The sequence below is a fragment of the Methylosinus trichosporium OB3b genome (genome assembly GCF_002752655.1).
Classification (GTDB): domain Bacteria; phylum Pseudomonadota; class Alphaproteobacteria; order Rhizobiales; family Beijerinckiaceae; genus Methylosinus; species Methylosinus trichosporium.
The window spans coordinates 2,731,321-2,752,967 of sequence record NZ_CP023737.1; the positions used below are offsets into that span (position 1 = coordinate 2,731,321).

Annotated in this window: 18 protein-coding genes; 6 read left to right on the forward strand and 12 right to left on the reverse strand. The window is 67.3% G+C overall.

Translation table 11 applies throughout. The features are described from left to right. Positions 1–36: 36 nt before the first annotated feature. Genes CQW49_RS13085 through CQW49_RS13095 form a run of 3 tightly spaced genes read right to left on the reverse strand, consistent with a single transcriptional unit; the run spans position 37 to position 3,133 of the window. Positions 37–993 carry an Hsp33 family molecular chaperone gene (locus CQW49_RS13085; RefSeq protein WP_003609121.1) on the reverse strand — a complete coding sequence of 319 codons (957 nt, stop codon included), beginning with the start codon at positions 991–993 and terminating at the stop codon, positions 37–39. Next, a complete protein-coding gene (gene argF / locus CQW49_RS13090) occupies positions 990–1,940 on the reverse strand; it encodes an ornithine carbamoyltransferase (RefSeq protein ID WP_003609119.1) in 951 nt (316 codons plus the stop codon). The genes CQW49_RS13085 and argF overlap by 4 nt, the downstream gene beginning before the upstream one ends. Then, positions 1,937–3,133 (reverse strand): aspartate aminotransferase family protein, encoded by a 1,197-nt coding sequence (locus CQW49_RS13095; protein WP_003609117.1) that lies wholly within the window; start codon positions 3,131–3,133, stop codon positions 1,937–1,939. Before CQW49_RS13095 ends, argF begins: the two co-directional genes overlap by 4 nt. A gap of 466 nt (positions 3,134–3,599) precedes the next feature. Here CQW49_RS13095 and CQW49_RS13100 point away from each other — a divergent pair, with 466 nt between their 5' ends. Then, positions 3,600–4,157: a GcrA family cell cycle regulator gene (locus tag CQW49_RS13100; RefSeq protein ID WP_003609116.1), complete on the forward strand. Its 558-nt coding sequence runs from the start codon at positions 3,600–3,602 to the stop codon at positions 4,155–4,157. Between the two features lie 152 nt (positions 4,158–4,309). Here CQW49_RS13100 and CQW49_RS13105 read toward each other — a convergent pair whose 3' ends face one another. The 4 genes from CQW49_RS13105 to CQW49_RS13120 form a co-directional block, all read right to left on the reverse strand. Then, positions 4,310–5,707, reverse strand: a complete 1,398-nt coding sequence (locus tag CQW49_RS13105) for an NAD(P)(+) transhydrogenase (Re/Si-specific) subunit beta (protein WP_003609114.1) — start codon at positions 5,705–5,707, stop codon at positions 4,310–4,312. 6 nt (positions 5,708–5,713) lie between these two features. Beyond that, positions 5,714–6,163 (reverse strand): NAD(P) transhydrogenase subunit alpha part 2, encoded by a 450-nt coding sequence (locus CQW49_RS13110; protein WP_003609110.1) that lies wholly within the window; start codon positions 6,161–6,163, stop codon positions 5,714–5,716. A gap of 61 nt (positions 6,164–6,224) precedes the next feature. Next, positions 6,225–7,361: a Re/Si-specific NAD(P)(+) transhydrogenase subunit alpha gene (locus CQW49_RS13115; RefSeq protein ID WP_003609108.1), complete on the reverse strand. Its 1,137-nt coding sequence runs from the start codon at positions 7,359–7,361 to the stop codon at positions 6,225–6,227. 102 nt (positions 7,362–7,463) lie between these two features. Continuing rightward, a complete protein-coding gene (locus CQW49_RS13120; protein WP_003609106.1) occupies positions 7,464–7,607 on the reverse strand; it encodes an aa3-type cytochrome c oxidase subunit IV in 144 nt (47 codons plus the stop codon). 195 nt (positions 7,608–7,802) lie between these two features. On the opposite strand from CQW49_RS13120, the gene CQW49_RS13125 reads away from it, so the two are divergent. Beyond that, positions 7,803–8,822 (forward strand): patatin-like phospholipase family protein, encoded by a 1,020-nt coding sequence (locus tag CQW49_RS13125; protein ID WP_024749716.1) that lies wholly within the window; start codon positions 7,803–7,805, stop codon positions 8,820–8,822. Between the two features lie 77 nt (positions 8,823–8,899). Continuing rightward, a complete protein-coding gene (locus CQW49_RS13130; protein ID WP_003609102.1) occupies positions 8,900–9,355 on the forward strand; it encodes a VOC family protein in 456 nt (151 codons plus the stop codon). A gap of 35 nt (positions 9,356–9,390) precedes the next feature. On the opposite strand, the gene CQW49_RS13135 is transcribed toward CQW49_RS13130, so the two are convergent. The 5 genes from CQW49_RS13135 to CQW49_RS24610 form a co-directional block, all read right to left on the reverse strand. After that, a complete protein-coding gene (locus CQW49_RS13135) occupies positions 9,391–12,339 on the reverse strand; it encodes an Rne/Rng family ribonuclease (RefSeq protein WP_003609100.1) in 2,949 nt (982 codons plus the stop codon). A gap of 573 nt (positions 12,340–12,912) precedes the next feature. Continuing rightward, entirely contained in the window at positions 12,913–13,440 is a 528-nt protein-coding gene (lspA, locus tag CQW49_RS13140) for a signal peptidase II (protein WP_003609099.1), read from the reverse strand. A gap of 114 nt (positions 13,441–13,554) precedes the next feature. Beyond that, the gene (gene thiD / locus CQW49_RS13145; RefSeq protein WP_003609097.1) at positions 13,555–14,361 is read right to left on the reverse strand and encodes a bifunctional hydroxymethylpyrimidine kinase/phosphomethylpyrimidine kinase; all 807 of its coding nucleotides are present in this window, start codon (positions 14,359–14,361) and stop codon (positions 13,555–13,557) included. Between the two features lie 19 nt (positions 14,362–14,380). Continuing rightward, the gene (locus tag CQW49_RS13150; protein ID WP_003609095.1) at positions 14,381–15,394 is read right to left on the reverse strand and encodes a WD40 repeat domain-containing protein; all 1,014 of its coding nucleotides are present in this window, start codon (positions 15,392–15,394) and stop codon (positions 14,381–14,383) included. A gap of 65 nt (positions 15,395–15,459) precedes the next feature. Continuing rightward, positions 15,460–15,921 carry an AraC family transcriptional regulator gene (locus CQW49_RS24610; protein WP_003609093.1) on the reverse strand — a complete coding sequence of 154 codons (462 nt, stop codon included), beginning with the start codon at positions 15,919–15,921 and terminating at the stop codon, positions 15,460–15,462. Positions 15,922–16,158: 237 nt separating this feature from the next. On the opposite strand from CQW49_RS24610, the gene CQW49_RS13160 reads away from it, so the two are divergent. The 3 genes from CQW49_RS13160 (at position 16,159) to acnA (ending at position 21,500) form a co-directional block, all read left to right on the forward strand. Next, entirely contained in the window at positions 16,159–16,674 is a 516-nt protein-coding gene (locus CQW49_RS13160) for a hypothetical protein (protein WP_003609091.1), read from the forward strand. Between the two features lie 303 nt (positions 16,675–16,977). Further along, positions 16,978–18,546, forward strand: coding sequence for a 2-isopropylmalate synthase (locus CQW49_RS13165; protein WP_003609089.1), 1,569 nt, complete (start codon positions 16,978–16,980; stop codon positions 18,544–18,546). Between the two features lie 227 nt (positions 18,547–18,773). Continuing rightward, complete coding sequence (gene acnA / locus CQW49_RS13170) at positions 18,774–21,500, forward strand: aconitate hydratase AcnA (protein ID WP_003609088.1); 2,727 nt, start codon at positions 18,774–18,776, stop codon at positions 21,498–21,500. Positions 21,501–21,647: the final 147 nt, after the last annotated feature.

Genomic DNA, 21,647 nt, shown 5'->3' on the forward strand with positions numbered 1-21,647 from the left:
AAGAGAGAGCGCGCCCTTCCTCGACCGCTTCGCCACTCACTCGAAATCCGCGGGGTCGAAAACCCGGTGCGTCCGGCAGAATTCGCAGGTGACGCCGATCTTCCCGTCGTCGCCGACCATGTCGCGCCGATCCTCCAGCGGGAAGCTGCGTAAGAGATCGGCGACCTTCTCGGTCGAGCAGCGGCAGGCTTCGATCAGCTGCGTCGGTGGAAACACCATCACGCCGCGCTCGTGGAACAGCGAATAGAGCAGCCGCTCGCCCGAGAGCCCCGGGTCGACCAGCTCGTGATCCTGCGTCGTCGAAGCGAGCGAGAGACCCTCGATCCAGGCGTCGTCCTCCGCCGCCTCGGCCTCGGCGCCTTCCGGCGCGTCGCCGGGATCGAGATCGCGCGGGCGCTGCGTTGTCGGCAGATATTGCAGCAGCAGGCCGCCGGCCCGCCAGCTGCGGCCCGCCGGCGTCACGCTCTCGGCCACGGTGAGCTTCACGAAGCTCGGAATCTGCTCCGATTGGCGGAAATAGCGATGCGCCGCCTCGGTGAGGCTGTCGCCTTCGAGCGCCACCACGCCCTGATAGCGCGCGGCGTCGCCCGGACGCTCCACGGTGAGCGCCATATGGCCATGGCCGAGCAGCGCGCCCTGCGCCGCGCCCTCGGCGACACGGTCCGCGTCGAAACGGGCGAAGCCGCGCAGGCGGCCGGGCGCGTCGCAATCGACGACCAGCATGTCGACCGGCCCGTCGCTGCGCGTCTGCAGCTGAAAGCGGCCATGCGCCTCGAGCATGGAGCCGAGCAGCGCTGCGAGCGCGATCGCCTCGCCGAGGAGCCGCGCCACCGGCGGCGGATACTCATAATGCGTCAGAATCGAATGCGCCGCCGGCCCGAGCCGCACGAGTCGCCCGCGCAGATCGAGCGCATCGACCGCGAAGGGCAGAACGCTGTCGTCCTCGGCGATAGGCGAGGCGGGCCGGCCGATCGCGTCGCTGTCGCGCGTCACGGCGCCTCGGCTCCGAAGCACCAGGCGAGCACGCCCTTTTGCGCGTGAAGGCGGTTCTCCGCCTCGTCGAACACCACTGATTGCGGCCCGTCGATCACCTCGTCGGTGACCTCCTCGCCACGGTGGGCGGGCAGGCAATGCATGAAGATCGCGTGCTTATCCGCGGCGGCCATCAGCTTCGCGTTCACCTGGAAGGGGAACAGCAGCGCATGGCGGCGCGCCTCCTCCTCCTCGTCGCCCATCGACACCCAGCAGTCGGAAATCACCGCATCGGCGCCCGCCACCGCCTCGTAAGGATCGGCGGTCAGGTTCAGCGCGACACCATTGGCGCGGGCGAAATCGACGAGGGCGCCGGAGGGCGCGAGCTCGGGCGGGGTCGCCACATTGATCTTGAAGGAGAAGCGCTCCGCCGCATGAACCCAGCTCGCCAGCACATTATTGGCGTCGCCGGTCCAGGCCACGGTGCGGCCGGCGATCGGCCCGCGATGCTCCTCAAAGGTCAGCACATCGGCCATCACCTGGCAGGGATGCGAGAGCTTGGTGAGCCCGTTGATCACCGGCACGGTGGAAAAGCGCGCGAGCTCGGTGAGCTGGTCGTGCTCCAGAATGCGGATGACGATGGCGTCGACGAAGCGCGACAGCACGCGCGCCGTGTCGGCGATGGTCTCGCCGCGGCCGAGCTGCATCTCCTGGCCGGTGAGCATGATGGTGTCGCCGCCGAGCTCGCGCATGGCGAGATCGAAGGAGACGCGCGTGCGCGTCGACGGCTTGTCGAAGATCATCGCCAGCGCCTTGCCGGCGAGCGGCCGGAAGGCGGAGGGCGCGCCCTTCACGCGTCTCGCCTTGATCGCCGCCGCATTGTCCAGAATGCGGCGCAGCTCGGTCGCCGGAATCTGCGAAAGATCGAGGAAATGACGGGCGCCCGTCACCTGCGCATGGGCGGTCATCCTTGAGCTCCCGCTCGCTTCTCCTGCGCGAGCGAGGCGCAGGCGGTCTCGAGCCGCGCCACGCCTTCGGCGATCTCGCTCTCCGTGACGATCAGCGGCGGCAGCAGGCGCACGACATTGTCGCTCGCCGGAATGGTCAAGAGTCCCGCGGCGCGGGCCGCCGCGGCGAAAGCCATATTGGGAACGCGCGTCTTGACGCCGAACATCAGCCCTTCGCCGCGCACCTCTTCGATCACCTGCGGATAGCGATCCTCGAGCGCGGCGAGCTTCTGGCGGAACAGACCGCCGAGCTGCGCGACGCGCTCCAGAAAGCCCGGCTCCAGCACGATGTCCAGCACGGCGTTGCCGACCGCCGTGGCGAGCGGATTGCCGCCATAGGTCGAGCCATGGGCGCCGAGCGTCATGCCTTTGGCCGCCTCGGCCGTGGCGAGGCAGGCTCCGAGCGGAAAGCCGCCGCCGACGCCCTTGGCGAGCGCGGCGATGTCCGGCGCGACGCCGGAATGCTCGATGGCGAGAAAACGTCCGGTGCGGCCGACGCCGGTCTGCACCTCATCGACGACGAGCAGCAGGCCATGCTCGTCGCAGAGCGCGCGCAGGCCGGGAAGGAAGCCGGGCGGCGCGACGCGCACGCCGCCTTCGCCCTGGATCGGCTCCAGCAGCACGCCGGCGGTCTGCGGCGAGATCAGCGCGCGCACGGCGTCGAGATCGCCGAAAGGCGCCTGATCGAAACCGTCGACCGGCGGACCGAAGCCGTCGAGATATTTGGGATTGCCGCCGGCGGCGATGGTCGCCAGCGTGCGGCCGTGGAAGGCGCCCTCGAAGGTGATCAGCCGATAGCGTTCCGGCCGTCCGTTCGCCGCATGATATTTACGCGCGGTCTTGATCGCGCATTCGACCGCCTCGGCGCCGGAATTGGTGAAGAAGACAAGATCGGCGAAGCTCGCCTGCGCCAGCCGCTCGGCCAGCCGCTCGGCGGCGGGAATGCGGAACAGATTGGAGACGTGCCAGGGCGAGGCCGCGGCGGCGCTCAAGGTTCCGACGAGATGCGGATGCGCATGGCCGAGCGAGTTGACCGCGACTCCGGAGCCGAAGTCGAGATAGCGCTCGCCGTCGCTCGCGACGAGCCAGGCGCCTTCGCCCGTCTCGAAGGAGAGATCGGCACGCGGATAGGTCGGAAACAGCGCCGAGACCAAAGGGCGACTCCATTCGACGGCGCGTCGGCCTGGGAACGCGCAGCAGGGGCGAAAAATCAAAGTGCCGCCCCGAGGGGCGGCATCTCTCACGCGCCATTATTCTAGGGTCTCGCCCGACAGCGGTCAAATCTGTTTCGAGAGGCGCGCCGCTCGCAGGGTCGCGCGCAGCGGACGCGCAAGGATACCGCGCCGTCGCGAAAATGGGCCGCGCGCGCGCCGACGCATCCTTCGCGCAACGTCGGCAGGCAATATTGAGGCATTACGTTGTGGGGAACGTCCACGCCCCTTGCCAGGGACTCTTGCGCGTGATTCAACTCGTAGAGTAGCGTCTGCGTCGTCGCCCACGACATCCCGTGTGGCGCTTTTCAACCGAGTGCGAGTGCGTCGTATCGACTCCGGCCCGGCCGGTTGCGCGAGCGTTCGCCGATTCTTGCGGCAGGAACCAAGGTTAGACGAGGAGATCCTCATGTCCTGGACCGACGAGCGCGTCGAGCTGCTGCGCAAGCTCTGGAATGAAGGGCTCAGCGCCAGCCAGGTGGCGGCGGAGATCGGCGCGGGCATCACGCGCAACGCCGTCATCGGCAAGATCCATCGGCTCGGCCTCTCGCAACGCGCCAAGACGCCCGTCGCGGCGCGGCCCCGCGCCGCCAAGCCGCCGCGCCTGCAGCAACAGCAGCAGGGCGTCGGCGTCGCGGTTCGCGCGACGACCGTGAATGCGCCGAGCGTCGTCATGGGCAATGTCGCGCTGGCGCTGACGCCCTGCGCATTGCCACAGGCCGACGCCCGGCCACAGGAGGAAGTCGTGATTCCGCTCACCGAGCGCGTGACCATCATGGAGCTGCGCGAATCAATGTGCCGTTGGCCGATCGGCGATCCCACCTCGCCGGAGTTCCGCTTCTGCGGCGCGCGCACCCCCGGCGGCGCCGGCGGGCCCTATTGCGGCTTCCACGCTCAGGTCGCCTATCAGCCGGCCCAGGATCGTCGCCGGGCGCGCGACGACATGAAGACCGCGCGCATCGCCTGACTCATAGAGTGTGAGCAACGACAGCTCGGGCCGTCATTGCGAGCGGAGCGAAGCAATCCTTCAGCCCTGGGGCGGCCCCTGGATTGCTTTGTCGCTTCGCTTCTCGCAATGACGTGTGGCGGCTTTTCGTGACGAGCGCTTCATCCGAAGACTCAATGCGCCAGCGCCTTGACGATCGACTCGACGGTCTTCTTGGCGTCGCCGAACAGCATCATCGTGTTCGGACGGAAGAACAACTCGTTCTCGACGCCGGCATAGCCCGAGCCCATGCCGCGCTTTAAAAACAGCACCGTCTTCGCCTTCTCCACATCGAGGATCGGCATGCCATAGATCGGCGATTGCGGATCGGTCTTGGCGGACGGATTGGTGACGTCATTGGCGCCGATGACGAAGGCGACATCGGCCTGGGCGAATTCCGAATTAATGTCCTCGAGCTCGAACACCTCGTCATAGGGCACATTGGCTTCGGCGAGCAGCACATTCATATGGCCGGGCATGCGGCCGGCCACCGGATGAATGGCGTATTTGATCTCGACGCCCTCCTTCTTCAGCAGGTCCGCCATCTCGCGCAGCGCGTGCTGCGCCTGCGCCACCGCCATGCCATAGCCGGGCGCCACGATCACCTTGCCGGCGTTCTGCATGATATAGGCGGCGTCCTCGGCCGAGCCCTGCTTCACGGGGCGCTTCTCCACCGCGCCCGCGGCCGCCGCCTGCTCGCCGCCGAAGCCGCCGAGAATGACGGAGACGAAGGAGCGGTTCATCCCCTTGCACATGATGTAGGAGAGGATCGCGCCCGAGGAGCCGACCAGCGCGCCGGTGATGATGAGCGCGAGATTGCCCAGCGTGAAGCCGATGCCGGCCGCCGCCCATCCCGAATAGGAATTGAGCATCGACACGACGACCGGCATGTCGGCCCCGCCGATCGGGATGATCAGCGTCACGCCGAGAGCGAGCGACACGAGGATGATGAGAAACAGCCAGAAGCCGCTCTCGCTCATCGCGAACAAGATGATGAAGCCGACGAGCGCGACGCCGAGCAATATGTTGATCGTGTGACGCTCGGGCAGCAGGATCGGCTTGCCGGTCATGCGCTCGTCGAGCTTCAAGAAGGCGATCACCGAGCCGGTGAAGGTGATGGCGCCGATGGCGGCGCCGATCGACATTTCGAACAGGCTGCCGGCTTCGATATGTCCCGGCATGCCGATGCCGAAGGCCTGCGGCGCGAAGAAGGCGCTACCGGCGACGAGCACGGCGGCGAGGCCGACGAGCGAATGGAAGAAGGCCACGAGCTGCGGCATCTTCGTCATCTCGACATGCTTCGCCACATAGGCGCCGACGCCGCCGCCGGCTCCCGCGCCGATCACGATCAGGATCAGACCGCCGAGCGTCGGCAGGCGCAGCAGCAGCGTCGTCGCGACGGCGACGCCCATGCCGATCATGCCGTAGAGATTGCCCTGCCGCGAGGTCGCCGGCGAGGAGAGGCCGCGCAGCGCCAGGATGAACAATATGCCGGCGGCGAGATAGAGAAGGACGGCGAGATTGGCGCTCATCGCGGATCACCCCTTCTTCTTGTACATCGACAGCATTCGCTCGGTGACGAGGAAGCCGCCGAATATGTTCACGCTGACGAGGGCGAGCGCGATAAAGCCGAGCCAGCGCGCGACCGAGGAGCCGCCGCCGGCGTCGGCCGCCGCATCGACGCCGACCGAGAGCAGCGCGCCGACGACGATCACCGAGGAAATGGCGTTGGTCACCGACATCAGCGGCGTGTGCAGCGCCGGCGTCACCGACCACACCACATAATAGCCGACGAACACCGCGAGGGCGAAGATCGCCAGCCGAAACACCACCGGGTCGACGGCGCCGGCGAGCCCGTGCGAGGAAGCCGCCGCGGCCACTTGCGCGAGCTGATCGGAATAGGTCTGCGCCTGCTCGGCCAGATGGCGCGTCGCCTCCGCCGCTTGACGAGCCGAATCGAGCAATTGCTGGGTCGTGTCGCTTGCCATGTCAAAACGCCCTTTCTCTCGCTGAACCAGAGAACGCCGCGTCTCGCGGCGCTCCTGCCGCTCACGCCTTGGGCGCGAAGCGCGGGTCGATCACGGCGCCGTCGCGGGTGAGCGCGGTCGCCTTCACCAGCTCGTCCTGCCAGTCGATCGCCAGCGTCTTGGTCTCCTTGGAGATCAAGGTCTCGACGAAGGCGAGCAGGTTCTTGGCGTAGAGGCTGGAGGCCGTCGCGGGCAGGCGGCCCGCGAGATTGACGGCGCCGACGATTTTCACCCCGGAGTCGATCACAATTTCGCCGGGCTTGGTCAATTCGCAATTGCCGCCGCGCTCGGCCGCGAGATCGACGATCACCGAGCCGGCCCGCATCGAGCGCGCCATCGCCGCCGAGATCAGCTTCGGCGCCGGCCGGCCGGGAATGAGCGCGGTGGTGACGACGATATCCTGCTTGGCGATATGCGCCGAGACCAGTTCCGCCTGCGCGGCCTGGTATTCGGGCGACATCTCCTTGGCGTAGCCGCCGCCGGTCTCGGCCTGGCGGAACTCGTCGTTCTCGACGGCGATGAATTTCGCGCCGAGCGATTCGACCTGCTCCTTGGTCGCCGGCCGCACATCGGTCGCCGAGACGATGGCGCCGAGCCGCCTCGCGGTGGCGATCGCCTGCAATCCGGCGACGCCGACGCCCATCACAAAAAATTTGGCGGCGGGAACGGTTCCCGCCGCCGTCATCATCATCGGAATGGCCCGGCCATATTCGGCCGCCGCGTCTATGACCGCGCGATAGCCCGCGATATTGGCCTGGGAGGACAGAACGTCCATCGCCTGCGCGCGCGTGATGCGCGGCATGAGCTCCATGGCGAAGGCGGCGACCCCCGACGCCGCGAGCTGCTGGAGCTCCTTCTCATGTCCGAAGGGGTCTACGATGGCGACGACGGCGGCGCCTCTCGCGGCGCCCGCCACCTCGGCCGCGGAGGGCCGGCGCACGCGCAGCACGATTTCCGCATTGTCGACGGCGCCGGCGGCGCTCTCGGCGATGCTCGCGCCGGCGGCGACGTAATCGGCGTCGGCGAAACCGGAGGCCGTTCCGGCTCCGGACTGGACGATCACCTCGGCGCCGAGGGCTTTGAATTTTTTTACGGTCTCTGGCGTCGCAGCGACGCGCGTCTCATTCTTGTCGGACTCGGCGGGAACAGCAATGCGCATGACGAACTCCTTGTTCGCAGGCGCTCGCACACCCTTTTATCGGGCGAAGCGCCTCGCGGGTCGGCGTTTGTCTCGAGGCTGTCTGAAGAAAATTTCGTGAGCTCAGTGGGCCACGAAGAAGAAGAGGAGCAGCAGCGTGACGACACAAGCGGCGGTCGAAACCTTCAGCAGCGTCAAAAAGCCCTTGTAGGTGGCCTCGTGCTCGGCGAATTCCGCGCTGGACGCGACCTTGTGATGCTCGCCCATGTCTCTCCCCCTTTCCGATTTCGCCATCGTCCGTCGAGGGACGAGGCGCGCGTCATGCTAGACGAGCGCGGCCGATCCTGCAACCGCACGCGCGTCGCAGATTCGCTTCTCGAGACCCGAACGCGCGGATCGCCGTCGCTCTTTCGAGGCGCCGCTCTATCTCTCCGCATGACGGGACGGGATCGGCTGGGGTCAATGGCTCGCGACACGCTTCTCATCGATCTCGCGCTGCAGGGCGGCGGCGCGCATGGGGCTTTCACCTGGGGCGTGCTCGAGCGTCTCATCGAGGAGCCATGGCTGCGCATCGACGGCGTCTCCGGCACGTCGGCCGGAGCAATGAACGCCGCTGTGCTGATCGACGGCTTGTGCGCGGGCGGCGTCGAGGGCGCCTGCGCCGCGATGGAGCGCTTCTGGCGCCGCGTCGCCGAGGCCGCGCGTTTCAGCCCGTTGCAGCGCAGCCCGCTCGACGTGCTGCTCGGACGCTGGACGCTCGATAATTCCCCGGCCTTTCTGGCGATGGACGTCGCCTCACGCTTCCTCTCGCCCTATGACCTCGACCCTATCGGCTCCAATCCGCTGCGCGACATCTTGCGCGAGACCATCGATTTCGAGCGTCTCGCTCGCGCGCCGATCAAGCTCTTCGTCACCGCGACCAATGTCGCGACCGGGCAGGCGCGCGTGTTCCGCAACGCCGATCTCACGGCGGAGGCGCTGCTCGCCTCGGCCTGTCTGCCGACCCTGTTCCGGGCGGTGGAGATCGACGGCGAAGCCTATTGGGACGGCGGCTATTCCGGCAATCCGACCATAACGCCGCTGGTGCGCGAATGCGCGTCGCAGGATACGATCCTCATTCAGATCAATCCGGTCGAGCGCCGCGGCGCGCCGCGCTCGGCGATCGACATCTCCAACCGCCTCAACGAGATCGCCTTCAACTCGCCGCTGCTGAAAGAATTGCGCATGATCGCGCTGCTGCGCGAGGTCGCCGATCCCGGCCATTGCGAGGGCGCGCGCTGGGCGGCGATGCGCATCCACGCCATCGCCGCCGACATGGCGGCGCAGCTCGGCGCCTCATCGAAGTTAATCGCCGAATGGGAGTTTCTCTCCATGCTCCGTGAGGAAGGACGGCGCCGGGCGGAGCAGTTCCTCGAATCGAGCGCCGGTGATCTCGGCCGGCGCTCAAGCTTCGATCTCGACGCTCTGCTGCGAAATGTCTGAGCCGCGCCGCGGCTCCGCGTCCTATAATGCGGATCGGACGGCGACTGGTCTCGAGACGCCGAGCAAGGGGCGATGAAATGACGAGATATCTGCACACGATGATCCGCGTCGGCGATCCCGAGGCGACGATTCGCTTCTTCGAGCTGCTGGGCCTGAAGGAGACGCGGCGGATGGAGAATCCGGCCGGGCGCTTCACGCTGATCTTTCTGGCGGCGCCGGAGGATGCGAGGGAGAGCGGCGGCCGGCCGGGTTCGGAGGTCGAGCTCACCTATAATTGGCCGACGGAGGGCGTCGAGCCGGAGAGATACGAGGGCGGCCGCAATTTCGGCCATCTCGCCTATGAGGTCGAGGATATCTACGCCACATGCGCGCGGCTGATGGCGGCCGGGGTGACGATCAACCGCCCGCCGCGCGACGGCAACATGGCCTTTGTGCGCACGCCGGACGGCATTTCGGTCGAGCTGCTCCAAGCCGGCGAGCGCCTGGCGCCGGCCGAGCCCTGGGCCTCCATGGCCAACACCGGCGTCTGGTGAGAAGGCGCGGCGGTTCGCCCGCCGCGCCCTTCGGATTATTGATCGCCGCCCAGCGAGGCCTTGGCGCGCTGCCACCAGCCGCCCTTCTTCGGCCGGTCAGGATCGGCCTGGGTGATGACGGTTTCGGTCGGCTCGCGCGGGGGCGGCGGCGCGGCGGCCTCATGGATCGGCTCCGGCGCAGGCTCTGGCGCTCGCGTCTCGGCCGCGGCGGCCGGCGGCGCTTCGGCGCTCGGGGCCTCACGGGCCGGCGCCTCGTCACTCGAAGCCTCTTGCGTCGAAACTTCTCGCCTCGGCGCCTCGATCGGCGTGTCGGCCGCCGGCGGAGCGGCCGGCTCCGCGGCGCTCACAGGCGCCGGAGCCTCGGGCGTCGGCTCGGGCGTCGGCTCGACTGGAGCGAGCGCTATGGCCTCCGCATCCGCTCCATTTGCGGCGTCGGCGGCTTCGCCCTCGAGCGGCAGGCCCTGGTCGCGATATTCCTGCCCCAGCGGCGTGGAGCGCGTCCAACGACCGGCGCGGCGACGGCCGCCGCGGCTGCCCCGCTCGTTCGGCCGCGAGCCTTCGCCCGTCTGCGTCGGAACGCCGTCGATCTCGGCGACCATCGCCAGCCCTTCGTCGGAAGGCTGCTCGGCGCCCGGCTGGGCGGCCACGCCGTCGCCGCCTCCGAGCCCATTGCCGCGACCCCGGCGGCGACGGCGGCGGCGCGAGCGCTGCTGGCTGTCGGCGTCGTCGTCGCCGAGCTGCGGCGGTCGCTGGGCGGCGACCGGACGCTCCTCGCGCTCGCGCGCCTCGAGCTCGGTCGTCTCCACCTCGTCGATCTCCTCGATCTCGTCCTCGAGATCGACCGGCGGCGCGCCGGCGCGCAGCGGCTGCTGCGCCGCCGGCAGCTCGCGCACGCCGCTCGCCGGCTCGCCGCGCTCCAGCGCGTGATAGGATGTGCCGGTCAGGCTGTCGTCCGCCGAGACCGTGATGGCGACGCCGAAGCGCCGCTCCAGCCCCTGCAGATGCGTGCGCTTCTGATTGAGGATGTAGAGCGCCACCACCGTGCGGGTGCGCAGGATGATGTCATGCGCCGCGCTCTTGATGAGTGCGTCCTCGAGCACGCGCAGCACATGCAGCGCGATCGAGGCGGTGGAGCGCACCGTGCCGGCGCCGGCGCAATGCGGACACGGCACCGTCGAGCCTTCGAGAACGCCGGCGCGGATGCGCTGGCGCGACATTTCAAGCAGGCCGAAATGCGAGATGCGGCCGACCTGGATGCGGGCGCGGTCGTTCTTCAGCGCGTCCTTCAGCCGGCGCTCGACGGCGCGATTGTTGCGGCCCTCCTCCATGTCGATGAAATCGACGACGATGAGGCCGGCGAGATCGCGCAGGCGCAGCTGGCGGGCGACCTCGTCGGCCGCCTCCAGATTGGTGCGCAGCGCCGTGTCCTCGATATTGTGCTCGCGCGTGGAGCGGCCCGAGTTCACATCGATGGCGACCAGCGCCTCGGTCTGATTGATGACGAGATAGCCGCCCGACTTCAGCGTCACCTGATTGGAGAACAGCGCATCGAGCTGCGACTCGGCGCCGGCCGAGGCGAAGATCGGCGTCGGCTCGCGATAGAGCCGGACATTCTTCGCATGGCTCGGAATGAGCATGCGCATGAAGTCCTTGGCCTCGCGATAGGACTCCTCCCCCGAGACGATCACCTCCTCGACGTCGCGGCCATAGAGGTCGCGAATGGCGCGCTTGATCAGCGAGCCTTCCTCATAGACGAGCGTCGCGGCGCTGGAGCGCAGCGTCAGCTCGCGCACGCTCTCCCACATGCGCAGCAGATATTCGAAGTCGCGCTTGACCTCGGCCTTGGTGCGCGTCGCGCCGGCGGTGCGCAGGATGACGCCCATGCCCTCCGGCACCTCGAGCTCCTGCACGATCTCCTTGAGGCGCTTGCGGTCGGCTCCGTCGGTGATCTTGCGGGAGATGCCGCCGCCGCGGGCGGTGTTGGGCATCAGCACCGAATAGCGGCCGGCGAGCGAGAGATAAGTGGTGAGCGCCGCGCCCTTGTTGCCGCGCTCCTCCTTGACGACCTGCACGAGCAGCACCTGGCGGCGCTTGATGACCTCTTGAATCTTGTACTGCCGGCGCGGACGTGTGGCGCGGTAGGGCGCCTCGTCCATGGCGTCGCCGCCGATATGCTCGACATGCTCTTCTTCGTCTTCGTGCTCTTCTTCGTCCTCGCGCTCCTCGTCGCCCACGCGGCGGCGAGCTTCCCCGCGCTCGTGCTCGTGCTCCTCGTCGCGCTCGTCCTGACGGCGGGCCTTCAGCTCGTGGTCGCGCTCGAGATCGACCGGCGGCTCCTCGACATGGCCGCTCTCGACGACGCTGAAGCCTTCCGGATCGACCGAGATCGGCTCGGCCGCCTCGCCATGCGGGGCTTCGGCCGGCTCGACGGCCACGGTCTCCGACGGCGCTTTCTCGCTCGCGGTCGCAGCGGCGAGGGCGTCGCCCTGGTCCGCGGGCTCGGACTCGGCCGCGGAGGATTCGATGGGCGCGAGCGCCTCGATCGATTCTGGCGCCTCTCCTGCTTCCTCGTCCGCGGGAGCGTTTTCGGACGTGACGCTGTCGCCCGAGGCGGCGCGCTTCTCGGCGCTGTCATGGCGGCGCCGGGAGCGGCGGCGGCCGCCATGGGCGCGCGGCTCCTCGTCCTCCTGCTGATGCGCGCGGCTCTCCTCCTCGAGGAGGGCGATGCGGTCGGCGACCGGGATTTGGTAATAGTCGGGATGGATCTCGGCGAAGGCGAGGAAGCCGTGACGATTGCCGCCGTAGTCGACGAAGGCCGCCTGCAGCGACGGCTCCACGCGCGTGACCTTGGCGAGATAGATGTTGCCGCGCAACGGCTTCTTGTCGGCGGCTTCGAAGTCGAATTCCTGGACGCGGTTACCGCGCAGCACCACCACCCGGGTCTCTTCCGGGTGGGATGCGTCGATGAGCATTTTGTTGGCCATGAGAAACTCTTTGCCGCGTGACGCGAGGCGACGCCGGCGGTCGGAACGAAGGTCCGGGTGGGGACGATGCGACCGGAATCCGGCGAAGCGTCGGCGATCCGACGCGTGTTTTCGAGGGAGAGGAGTGAATCGCGAAACTTCGGGAACGCGAGCCGGCCCTGCGGCCGGCGGACAAAACGAGGAGCAAATCCGGCGAGCCGGATCTGGAGCCGTCGGTGAGACGTCCATGGAAGGCGGCGCGCGCCGACGCGTCCTCCGCTCGCGCGCGGAGCGCGAAGCGAGGGGTCGATGCGCGGCATGTCATGGACGTCGCCATGAGCTCGTTACAAAAACCTGTTTCGCGGCGCTTCGGCTGCGCCCGTCTGTCCCGATCTGCGCTCGCAAGAAGCGCGACCCGAGCTTTTGGCGCCGCAGTCTGCGCCGCCCCGTTCACCGGAGCGGTTCCGCGACCTGCTGTCGTTCGGGGCCCGGGCGCAGGACGCGCCGGCCCCTCCACGGAACATTTCCTACATAATGTCTGGACGACAGAATCGCAAGTTTGGGCTCGCGCGTCCGGGCGGCGACGGACAATGGTCACCTTTCCGCCGCGCTCGGCCGCGCCGTCGGACCGGCTGAGACCCCTTCGAGCAGCAGCAGAACCACGCCGAGGAAAATCGCCGCATCGGCCACATTGAACACGTAATTGGCCAGCGGTCCGACCGGCAAGGCCGTGTGAAAGAAGAAGAAATCGGCGACGGCGCCGAATCGCAGCCGATCCGCGACATTGCCGAGCGCGCCGCCCACGACGAAGCCGAGCGCCGCCGCCGTCAGCCGCCGCGGCGCGCGCCACAGCCAGAAGACGAGGCAGCCGACCACCGAGGCCTGGAACAGAATCAGCAGCAATCGCGTCCCCGCCGTCTGCGAGGCGAGCAGAGAATAAGAGACGCCCTTGTTCCAGGAGAGCACGACGTCGAGAAAGGACGTGAGTCGAACCGGCTGCCGCTGGGCGATGTCGAATACATTCAGCATGAAAAATTTATGCGCCTGATCGAGCGTGAGCGCGATGAACGCGGCCACGGCGCCGAGGGCGCGCGGCGAGGGTGGGGAGAAGGTGAGAAACAAGAATGCCTCCTCTTTTCGGACGGCGGCGATCGGCGGACGCCCGAGCTCTACATAGAGCGAGACCGGCGTGTCGGCAAAAAGGGGGACGATACGAAGAGCGAGCGCCGGGCGGGTTCATCGCCAGACCGCGAAGAAATGATGCGGCGGTCCGGCGCCGCCTCCGAGCGCGAGATCGTCGGCCGCGGCCAACGCGTCCTCGAGCCAGGCCTTCGCCGCGGCCACGGCTTCGGCGAGTGCGTCGCCATAAGCGAGGCGCGCGGCGATCGCGGCGGAGAGCGCGCAGCCGGTGCCATGGGTGTTGCGCGTCGCGACGCGCCGTCCGTGGAATTCGTGGATATGCGCGCCGTCGAAGAGGATATCGACCGGTTCGCCCTCGAGATGCCCGCCCTTCACGAGCGCCGCCTGCGCTCCGAGCCCGACGAGCGCCCGCGCTTGCTCGGCCATCTGCCGCGGATCGCGCGCCGCCTCGCCGCCGAGCAGCGCCGCCGCCTCGCCGAGATTGGGCGTGACCAGCCTCGCCAGCGGCAGCAGCTGCGACCGCGCCGCTGCGACGAGGCCAGGGCCGCCGAGGGCGTCGCCATGGGTCGAGACCAGCACGGGATCGAGGACGATGACGCTCGCTCCGCCGCGGGTCAGCGCATCGGCGACCGCCGCGGCGATGTCCGGCTCCGCCACCATGCCGATCTTCACCGCATCGACGGCGATGTCGGCGAAGATCGCGTCGATCTGCGCCGTGACGACGGCTGGAGCAAGGGCGTGAACGAGGCCGACGCCGCGCGTGTTCTGCGCGGTGAGCGAGGTCACCGCGGCCATGGCGTAGCAGCGCAGCGCGGAAATGGTCTTGATGTCGGCCTGCACGCCGGCGCCGCCGCTCGGATCGGAGCCGGCGATCGAGAGGACCTTGGGAATTGGCGGCGCCATGCCGGCCTCCCGTGAGTTGTCAGCCGCGCGGCAGCGTCAGCACGCCGGCGCCGCCCGCCTCGTCGCCGACGACGAGGCGGGCGCCTTTCGCGTCCCAGACGAGCGTCGAGACGCGCTGCGCGCTCCCCTCGCCTTGCCGCCGCGCCAGCAGCTCGGCGCCGTCGGTCAGCCGGCACAACAGCACCATGCCGTCCTCATAGCCGACGGCGACGACGAGGGCGGTCGGATGAAAGGCGACGCGCGACACTTTGATCTGCGAGCGCACGCCGCATTCGCGCGGCGACTGGCCCATCGGCCCGTCCTTGCCCTGGAACGGCCAGACGATGCAGGCGTCGGCTCCGGAAGTGGCGAGCCATTTGCCGTCCGCCGACCAGGACAAAGAGCGGGTCTTCGCCGGATAGCCGGCCATGCGCAGATTCTTGCCGTCGGCGACGCGCCAGCCGTGCAGCATGTTCTCCTGCATCGAGGTCAGCACGAATTTGCCGTCCGGCGAGACCGCCGCGTCGAGATGCGAGCCTTTCCATTCGAGCGTCTCCGGCGCGGCGGCGGCGTTGGGGAACCATAGGCTCGCCCCATTATAATGCGCGATGGCGAGCCGATAGCCCTTGGGGAAGAAGGCGATCCCGCGCGAGGTCGAGGGCAGCTCCAGCGTCTTGACCTCGCCCTTGGGCGAGCGGACGCGCAGCTCGCGCCCCGCCGACCAGGCGATGGTCCCATCGGCGCGCGCGGCGAGAGCGTCGATCCAGCGGCCTTTTTGGTCGGCGACGATCTCGCTCACGCCCGCGGCGTCGGTGGCGACCACGCGACCGTCGTCGCCGCCGGTGATGAGGCGCCGGCCATCGGTCGCCGCGACCAGAATCGCGCCGTCCTCATGCGCCGCGACGGCGCGCGGCTCGCTGGCGCCGCAGATCAGCACGCGCCCGTCGGCCAGGGCGAAGACCGGGGCGTCGCCGAGAAAGCCGGCGTCGACGACGCCGGCTCCGGCGGAGATCGGCGTGAAAGATTCGGTCAGGGAGGTCGGTGCGGCGGTCACGTCTCTGCTCGTCTGTCGCGTTCGATGCCGGGCCTCTATAGACCGAAATGCGGGCGCGGCGACAATTATCCCTCCCTCACCGGAACGAGGAGATCAGTGACAAGCCTTTCCGCCGGAGTGTCGCAAGGCGTGTTGCGATAGATCTCGAGCGCTGGCCGATCGTCCGGCTCATGGCCGCTCGACGGAAGCCACTCGCCATAGAGGTTTTGAAAGGCGCCGGCGATGTCGGAATAGGGGCCGACATGCCGATAGGAGGCGTAGCGGCCGCCGGGAATGTCGAGGATGCGCAGGTCGCCGGCGCCTTCGAAGCCCGCGGGAAAGAAGAGGCCGGCATAATAACGAAAGCCGCATTCGGCCTCCGGATCGTCATAGCTTACGCCGATCGGACAGAGAGGACTGCCGGCGAGGCCGGCCCGCTCGTGCCAGCGCCACAGCCGCGCCCATGTCTCTGGAATGGTGGCGACAGCTCCCTCATGCGCCAGAGCGTGAGCGCGGATCGCCGCCTGCTCGATGATTTCGACATTCATGGACGGGTCCTTTCTCTCGAGGATGACTGGCGCCGGAAAGCTGAAGTCTCGCGGCGCGACGGGGTGTGCGGCGCGTTTCATGACGCTACGAATAGACGAGCGCCGCGCGCGGCGCATTGCAGGAGTTCCGCTTTTTTTTCTGTACTGGGGTCGATGCGACAATCGGCGCGCGGTCTTGTTCTCGCGCCGCGCCGATGCGAGAGAGGATCGAGCGATGATCGAAAAGGAGTTCCTCGAATGAAGCCGATGTTCGGATGCGCGCGCGTCATCGTTTTTTCGGCCTGTCTCACCGCCGCGGGCGCCCTCGCGCAGGAGAAAGCCGCGCACGGCCATATGCACATGACGCAGAAGGACATGCGCAGCGAGCTCGATTTTCCGCCGCCGATGCGCCAGCATATGCTGTCGCAGATGCGCGCTCATCTCGAGGCGCTGCAGGCCATATTGGCCGCGCTCGGCGCCGGCGATCCGGGCAAGGCCGGCGACATCGCCGACAAGCGGCTCGGGCTCGGCGCGCCGGGAGCCGCGGCCTGCGATCCATCTGCGAAAGGCGATGATCCGATGGCGGCCATGATGGGCGCGCATATGCCGCCGGAAATGCGCGAGATGGGCATGGCCATGCACAGCTCGGCGAGCGCCTTCGCCGCCGTGGCGGCCAAGGCGCGCGAGACCGGCGATTTGAGACCCGCTCTCGCCGCCCTCGCGACCGTGACCGAGAATTGCGCCGCCTGCCATTCGGCGTTCAAGCTGCGTTAGGGACGCAACCCACCAGCGCGACATTTTCTTGCAAGACCGCCGCAAGGCGGCTATCTTGGCCGTCGACTCGGCCTCTGGCCGAATGACCGAGGACTGAAGCTTTGGCGATTCCCGCCACCAGAGAGATCGACGCGACGCGCTCCTCGGCGCGCAAGATCGCGCGTCTGCTTCCCGGCCTGCTGCTTCTTAGTCGCCCCTGAGAGCCTGCAGGGCCATGCGCCCAGGCGTTCAGGGGATCGAGACGGGAACTTCCAATCGACAGCCGGCCTAGCCGCCGGACGCAGCAGTTCAGGACCCGAGATCATGACCCAATCCGTCACTCCCGCGACCGACGCCGATCGCGTCGTCATTTTCGACACCACTCTGCGCGACGGCGAGCAGTCGCCCGGCGCCTCCATGACCTTCGAGGAGAAGCTCGAGGTCGCCGATGTTCTGGACGCTCTGGGCGTCGACATTATCGAGGCCGGCTTCCCGATCGCCAGCCAGGGCGATTTCGACTCTGTGTTCGAGATCGCCAAGCGCGCGAAGAACGCCACCATCGCCGGTCTCGCCCGCGCCAGCGCCAAGGACATCGACCGCTGCGGCGAGGCGCTGCGCCCCGCCCGCAACGCGCGCATCCACACCTTCATCTCCACCTCGCCGGTCCATATGAAATACAAGCTCCAGATGGAGCCGGAAAAAGTGCTGGAGATGATCGCGTCATCCGTCTCTCGCGCGCGCAATCATGTCGCCGACGTCGAATGGTCGGCCGAGGACGGCACCCGCACCGAGCATGATTTCCTCTGCCGCTGCGTCGAGACGGCGATCGCCGCCGGCGCGACGACGATCAATATTCCGGACACTGTCGGCTATTCGACGCCGCAGGAATATGAGGCGCTGTTCCGCATGGTGCGCGAGCGCGTGCCCAATTCGGACAGAGCGATCTTCTCGGTCCATTGCCACGACGATCTCGGCCTCGCCGTCGCCAACTCGCTGGCCGGCGTGCGCGGCGGCGCGCGGCAGATCGAATGCACGATCAACGGCATCGGCGAGCGCGCCGGCAACGCCGCGCTGGAAGAGGTGGTGATGGCGATGCGCACGCGTCCCGACGCGCTGCCGTTCCACACCGGCATCGACGCCAAGATGCTGACCCGCGCGTCGAAGCTGGTCTCGGCGGTGACCTCCTTCCCGGTGCAATACAATAAGGCGATCGTCGGCCGGAACGCCTTCGCGCATGAGAGCGGCATCCATCAGGACGGCATGCTGAAAAATGCGCATACGTATGAAATCATGACGCCGGAGAGCGTCGGCGTCACCAAGACGTCGCTGGTGATGGGCAAGCACTCCGGCCGTCACGCCTTCAAGGAGAAGCTGAAGGAGCTGGGCTATGAGCTCGGCGAGAATGCGCTGGAGGACGCGTTCAAGCGCTTCAAGGATTTGGCCGACCGCAAGAAGCTGGTCTATGACGAGGACATCGTCGCTCTGGTCGACGACGAGATCGTGACCGCCAACGACCATATCAAGGTCGCCGCGCTCACCGTCATCGCCGGCACCAATGGCCCGCAGAGCGCGGCGCTGACGCTCGACATAGACGGCGAGAAGAAGACGCATCAGGCGACCGGCAACGGCCCGGTCGACGCCATCTTCAACGCCATCAAGGCGCTGGCGCCGCATGACGCCAAGCTCGAATTGTTCCAGGTGCATGCCGTCACCGAAGGCACCGATGCCCAAGCGGAAGTCTCCGTGCGTCTTTCGGAAGACGGCAAATCGGTCACCGGCCGCGGCGCCGATCCGGATACTCTGGTCGCCTCGGCCCGCGCCTATGTGGCGGCGCTGAACCGGCTGATGGTGAAGCGCGCCAAGACGAAGCCCGAGGCGATGAAGGCGGGCTGAGCGTCGCCTGATCCGTGTTTTTGTGGGGGGCGCGGCGACGCGCCCCCTTTCATTTTGCCGAATGGCCCGAAATTCTCTAGAAGGTCGGCGCAAGACACGCCGTCATTGCGAGGAGCGAAGCGACGAAGCAATCCAGAGCCGCGCCCCACGGCTCTGGATTGCTTCGCTTCGCTCGCAATGACGCCCCGCGGTCGCCCGTCATCGACTCCAATCGAAGGAAGCGCGAAATGCCGTCGCTCGACAGTTTCAAAGCCCTCGACACGCTAAAGGTCGGAGACGACGCTTATCATTATTTCTCGCTGAAGGCCGCGGAGGCCAACGGCCTCACCGGCGTCGCGCGTCTCCCCTATTCGCTGCGCGTGCTGCTCGAGAATCTGCTGCGCAACGAGGACGGCCGCTCGGTCACGAAAGAACATATCGAAGGTTTCTCCAAATGGCTGACCGAGAAGGGCAAGGCCGAGCGCGAGATCGCCTTCCGCCCCGCGCGCGTGCTGATGCAGGATTTCACCGGCGTGCCGGCCGTCGTCGATCTCGCGGCGATGCGCGACGCTTTCGTCGCGCTCGGCGGCGATCCGCAGAAGATCAATCCGCTCGTGCCGGTCGATCTCGTCATCGACCACTCCGTCATCGTCGACGAGTTCGGCACTAGAAAAGCGCTCGACGCCAATGTCGAGCTCGAATATGAGCGCAATGGCGAGCGCTATCGCTTTCTGAAATGGGGCCAATCCTCCTTCGACAATTTCCGCGTGGTGCCGCCCGGCACGGGCATTTGCCATCAGGTCAATCTCGAATTTCTCGCCCAGACGGTCTGGACGAAGAAGGAGAAGACCCGCAACGCCGACGGCAAGAAGGAGACGATCGAATACGCTTATCCCGACACTCTGGTCGGCACCGATTCGCACACCACAATGGTGAACGGCCTCGCCGTGCTGGGCTGGGGCGTCGGCGGCATCGAGGCGGAAGCGGCCATGCTCGGCCAGCCGCTGTCGATGCTGATTCCGGAGGTCGTCGGCTTCGAGCTGACGGGCGAACCCAAAGAGGGCGTGACCGCCACCGACATCGTGCTGACCGTCACGCAAATGCTGCGCAAGAAGGGCGTCGTCGGCAAATTCGTCGAGTTCTTCGGCAAGGGCCTCGCGCATCTCTCGCTCGCCGATCGCGCCACCATCGCCAATATGGCGCCGGAATATGGCGCGACCTGCGGCTTCTTCCCGGTCGACGCGGAGACGCTCGACTATCTCAAAATGTCCGGCCGCTCCAATTCGCGCATCGATCTCGTCGAGGCCTACGCCAAGGCGCAAGGGCTGTTCCGCGAGGCCGACACGCCCGATCCCGAATTCACCGACACGATCTCGCTCGACCTCGCATCGGTCGTTCCCTCGCTCGCCGGGCCGAAGCGCCCCGAAGGCCGCGTCGCGCTCGAGGATGTGGGAACGGCTTTCGCGAGCGCGCTCGCGAGCGAATATAAGAAGACCGGCGATATCGCGCAGCGCTTTGCGGTCGAGGGAACGAATTACGATCTCGGCCATGGCGATGTGGTGATCGCCGCCATCACCTCCTGCACCAACACGTCCAATCCGAGCGTGCTGATCGGCGCCGGACTCCTCGCGCGCAACGCCCATGAGCGCGGGCTGAAGGCAAAACCCTGGGTGAAGACCTCGCTCGCGCCGGGAAGCCGCGTCGTCGCCGAATATCTCGATAAGGCCGGGCTGCAGAAGGACCTCGACAAGCTCGGCTTCAATCTCGTCGGCTTCGGCTGCACCACCTGCATCGGCAATTCCGGCCCGCTGCCGGCGCCGGTGTCGAAATCGATCAACGATCATGATCTCGTCGCGGCGGCGGTGCTCTCGGGCAATCGCAATTTCGAGGGGCGCGTCAATCCGGATGTGCAGGCCAATTATCTCGCCTCGCCGCCGCTCGTCGTCGCTTTCGCGCTCGCCGGCTCGGTGACCAAGGACCTCACCAAAGAGCCGCTCGGGACCGACAAGCAGGGCGAGCCGGTATTCCTGCGCGACATCTGGCCGAGCAATGCGGAAATCCAGAAATTCATCCGCAAGAATGTGACGCGCTCTCTGTTCCGCGACACTTACGAGGACGTGTTCGAGGGCGACAAGCACTGGCGCAAGGTCGACGCGCCCTCGGGCGAAACCTATAAATGGACGGATTCGACCTATGTGCGCAATCCGCCCTATTTCGAGGGGCTGACCAAGGAGCCGAAGCCCGTCGCGGACATCGTCGGGGCGCATATTCTCGCGCTCTTCGGCGACAAGATCACCACCGACCATATCTCGCCGGCGGGCTCGATCAAGGCCGCCTCGCCGGCCGGGCGCTGGCTGATGGAGCGCCAGGTCGCGCAGGCGGACTTCAACCAATATGGCACGCGCCGCGGCAATCACGAGGTGATGATGCGCGGCACTTTCGCCAATATCCGCATCAAGAACCATATTCTGCGCGACGACGCCGGCAATGCGCCGGAGGGCGGGAACACGAAGCATTTCCCGGACGGCGAGACGCTCTCCATCTATGACGCCGCGGCGAAATACGCCGCCGAGGGCGCGCCGCTGGTCGTCTTCGCCGGCGCCGAATATGGCAATGGCTCGTCGCGCGACTGGGCGGCGAAGGGGACCATGCTGCTCGGCGTGCGCGCTGTCATCGCGCAGAGCTTCGAGCGCATCCATCGCTCCAATCTCGTCGGCATGGGCATTCTGCCGCTGACCTTCGAGCCGGGGACGAGCTGGGCGTCGCTCGGTCTCACCGGCGCGGAGACGGTGACGATCCGCGGTCTCGCCGGCGACACGCTGACGCCCCGGCAGACGCTGCAGGCGGAGATCGTCTATCCCGACGGCAAGACCGCGAATGTGCCGCTGCTGGCGCGCATCGACACGCTCGACGAGCTCGAATATTTCAAGAACGGCGGTATTCTGCCTTACGTGCTGAGGCAGCTCGCCGGGTGACACGGCCGAGATACGGATGAACTGATCTCATCTGAGCAGCGCTCCCAGATCGCCGGCCGACGCGGGCGCGCTCCTCTCTCGCAAGCGGGAGAGGAGCGCGCGTCGAGACTCGGTGAATTTAATTCGTTCTCGAGCGCAGAACGTGTT

Bases quoted from the DNA above. Each gene is read 5' to 3' on its own strand.
- argF (WP_003609119.1), bottom strand. From the start codon at position 1,940: ATGACCGCCCATGCGCAGGTGACGGGCGCCCGTCATTTCCTCGATCTT.
- CQW49_RS13100 (WP_003609116.1), top strand. From the start codon at position 3,600: ATGTCCTGGACCGACGAGCGCGTCGAGCTGCTGCGCAAGCTCTGGAAT.
- CQW49_RS13105 (WP_003609114.1), bottom strand. From the start codon at position 5,707: ATGAGCGCCAATCTCGCCGTCCTTCTCTATCTCGCCGCCGGCATATTG.
- CQW49_RS13110 (WP_003609110.1), bottom strand. From the start codon at position 6,163: ATGGCAAGCGACACGACCCAGCAATTGCTCGATTCGGCTCGTCAAGCG.
- CQW49_RS13115 (WP_003609108.1), bottom strand. From the start codon at position 7,361: ATGCGCATTGCTGTTCCCGCCGAGTCCGACAAGAATGAGACGCGCGTC.
- CQW49_RS13120 (WP_003609106.1), bottom strand. From the start codon at position 7,607: ATGGGCGAGCATCACAAGGTCGCGTCCAGCGCGGAATTCGCCGAGCAC.
- CQW49_RS13125 (WP_024749716.1), top strand. From the start codon at position 7,803: ATGGCTCGCGACACGCTTCTCATCGATCTCGCGCTGCAGGGCGGCGGC.
- CQW49_RS13130 (WP_003609102.1), top strand. From the start codon at position 8,900: ATGACGAGATATCTGCACACGATGATCCGCGTCGGCGATCCCGAGGCG.
- CQW49_RS13135 (WP_003609100.1), bottom strand. From the start codon at position 12,339: ATGGCCAACAAAATGCTCATCGACGCATCCCACCCGGAAGAGACCCGG.
- thiD (WP_003609097.1), bottom strand. From the start codon at position 14,361: ATGGCGCCGCCAATTCCCAAGGTCCTCTCGATCGCCGGCTCCGATCCG.
- CQW49_RS24610 (WP_003609093.1), bottom strand. From the start codon at position 15,921: ATGAATGTCGAAATCATCGAGCAGGCGGCGATCCGCGCTCACGCTCTG.
- CQW49_RS13160 (WP_003609091.1), top strand. From the start codon at position 16,159: ATGAAGCCGATGTTCGGATGCGCGCGCGTCATCGTTTTTTCGGCCTGT.
- CQW49_RS13165 (WP_003609089.1), top strand. From the start codon at position 16,978: ATGACCCAATCCGTCACTCCCGCGACCGACGCCGATCGCGTCGTCATT.
- acnA (WP_003609088.1), top strand. From the start codon at position 18,774: ATGCCGTCGCTCGACAGTTTCAAAGCCCTCGACACGCTAAAGGTCGGA.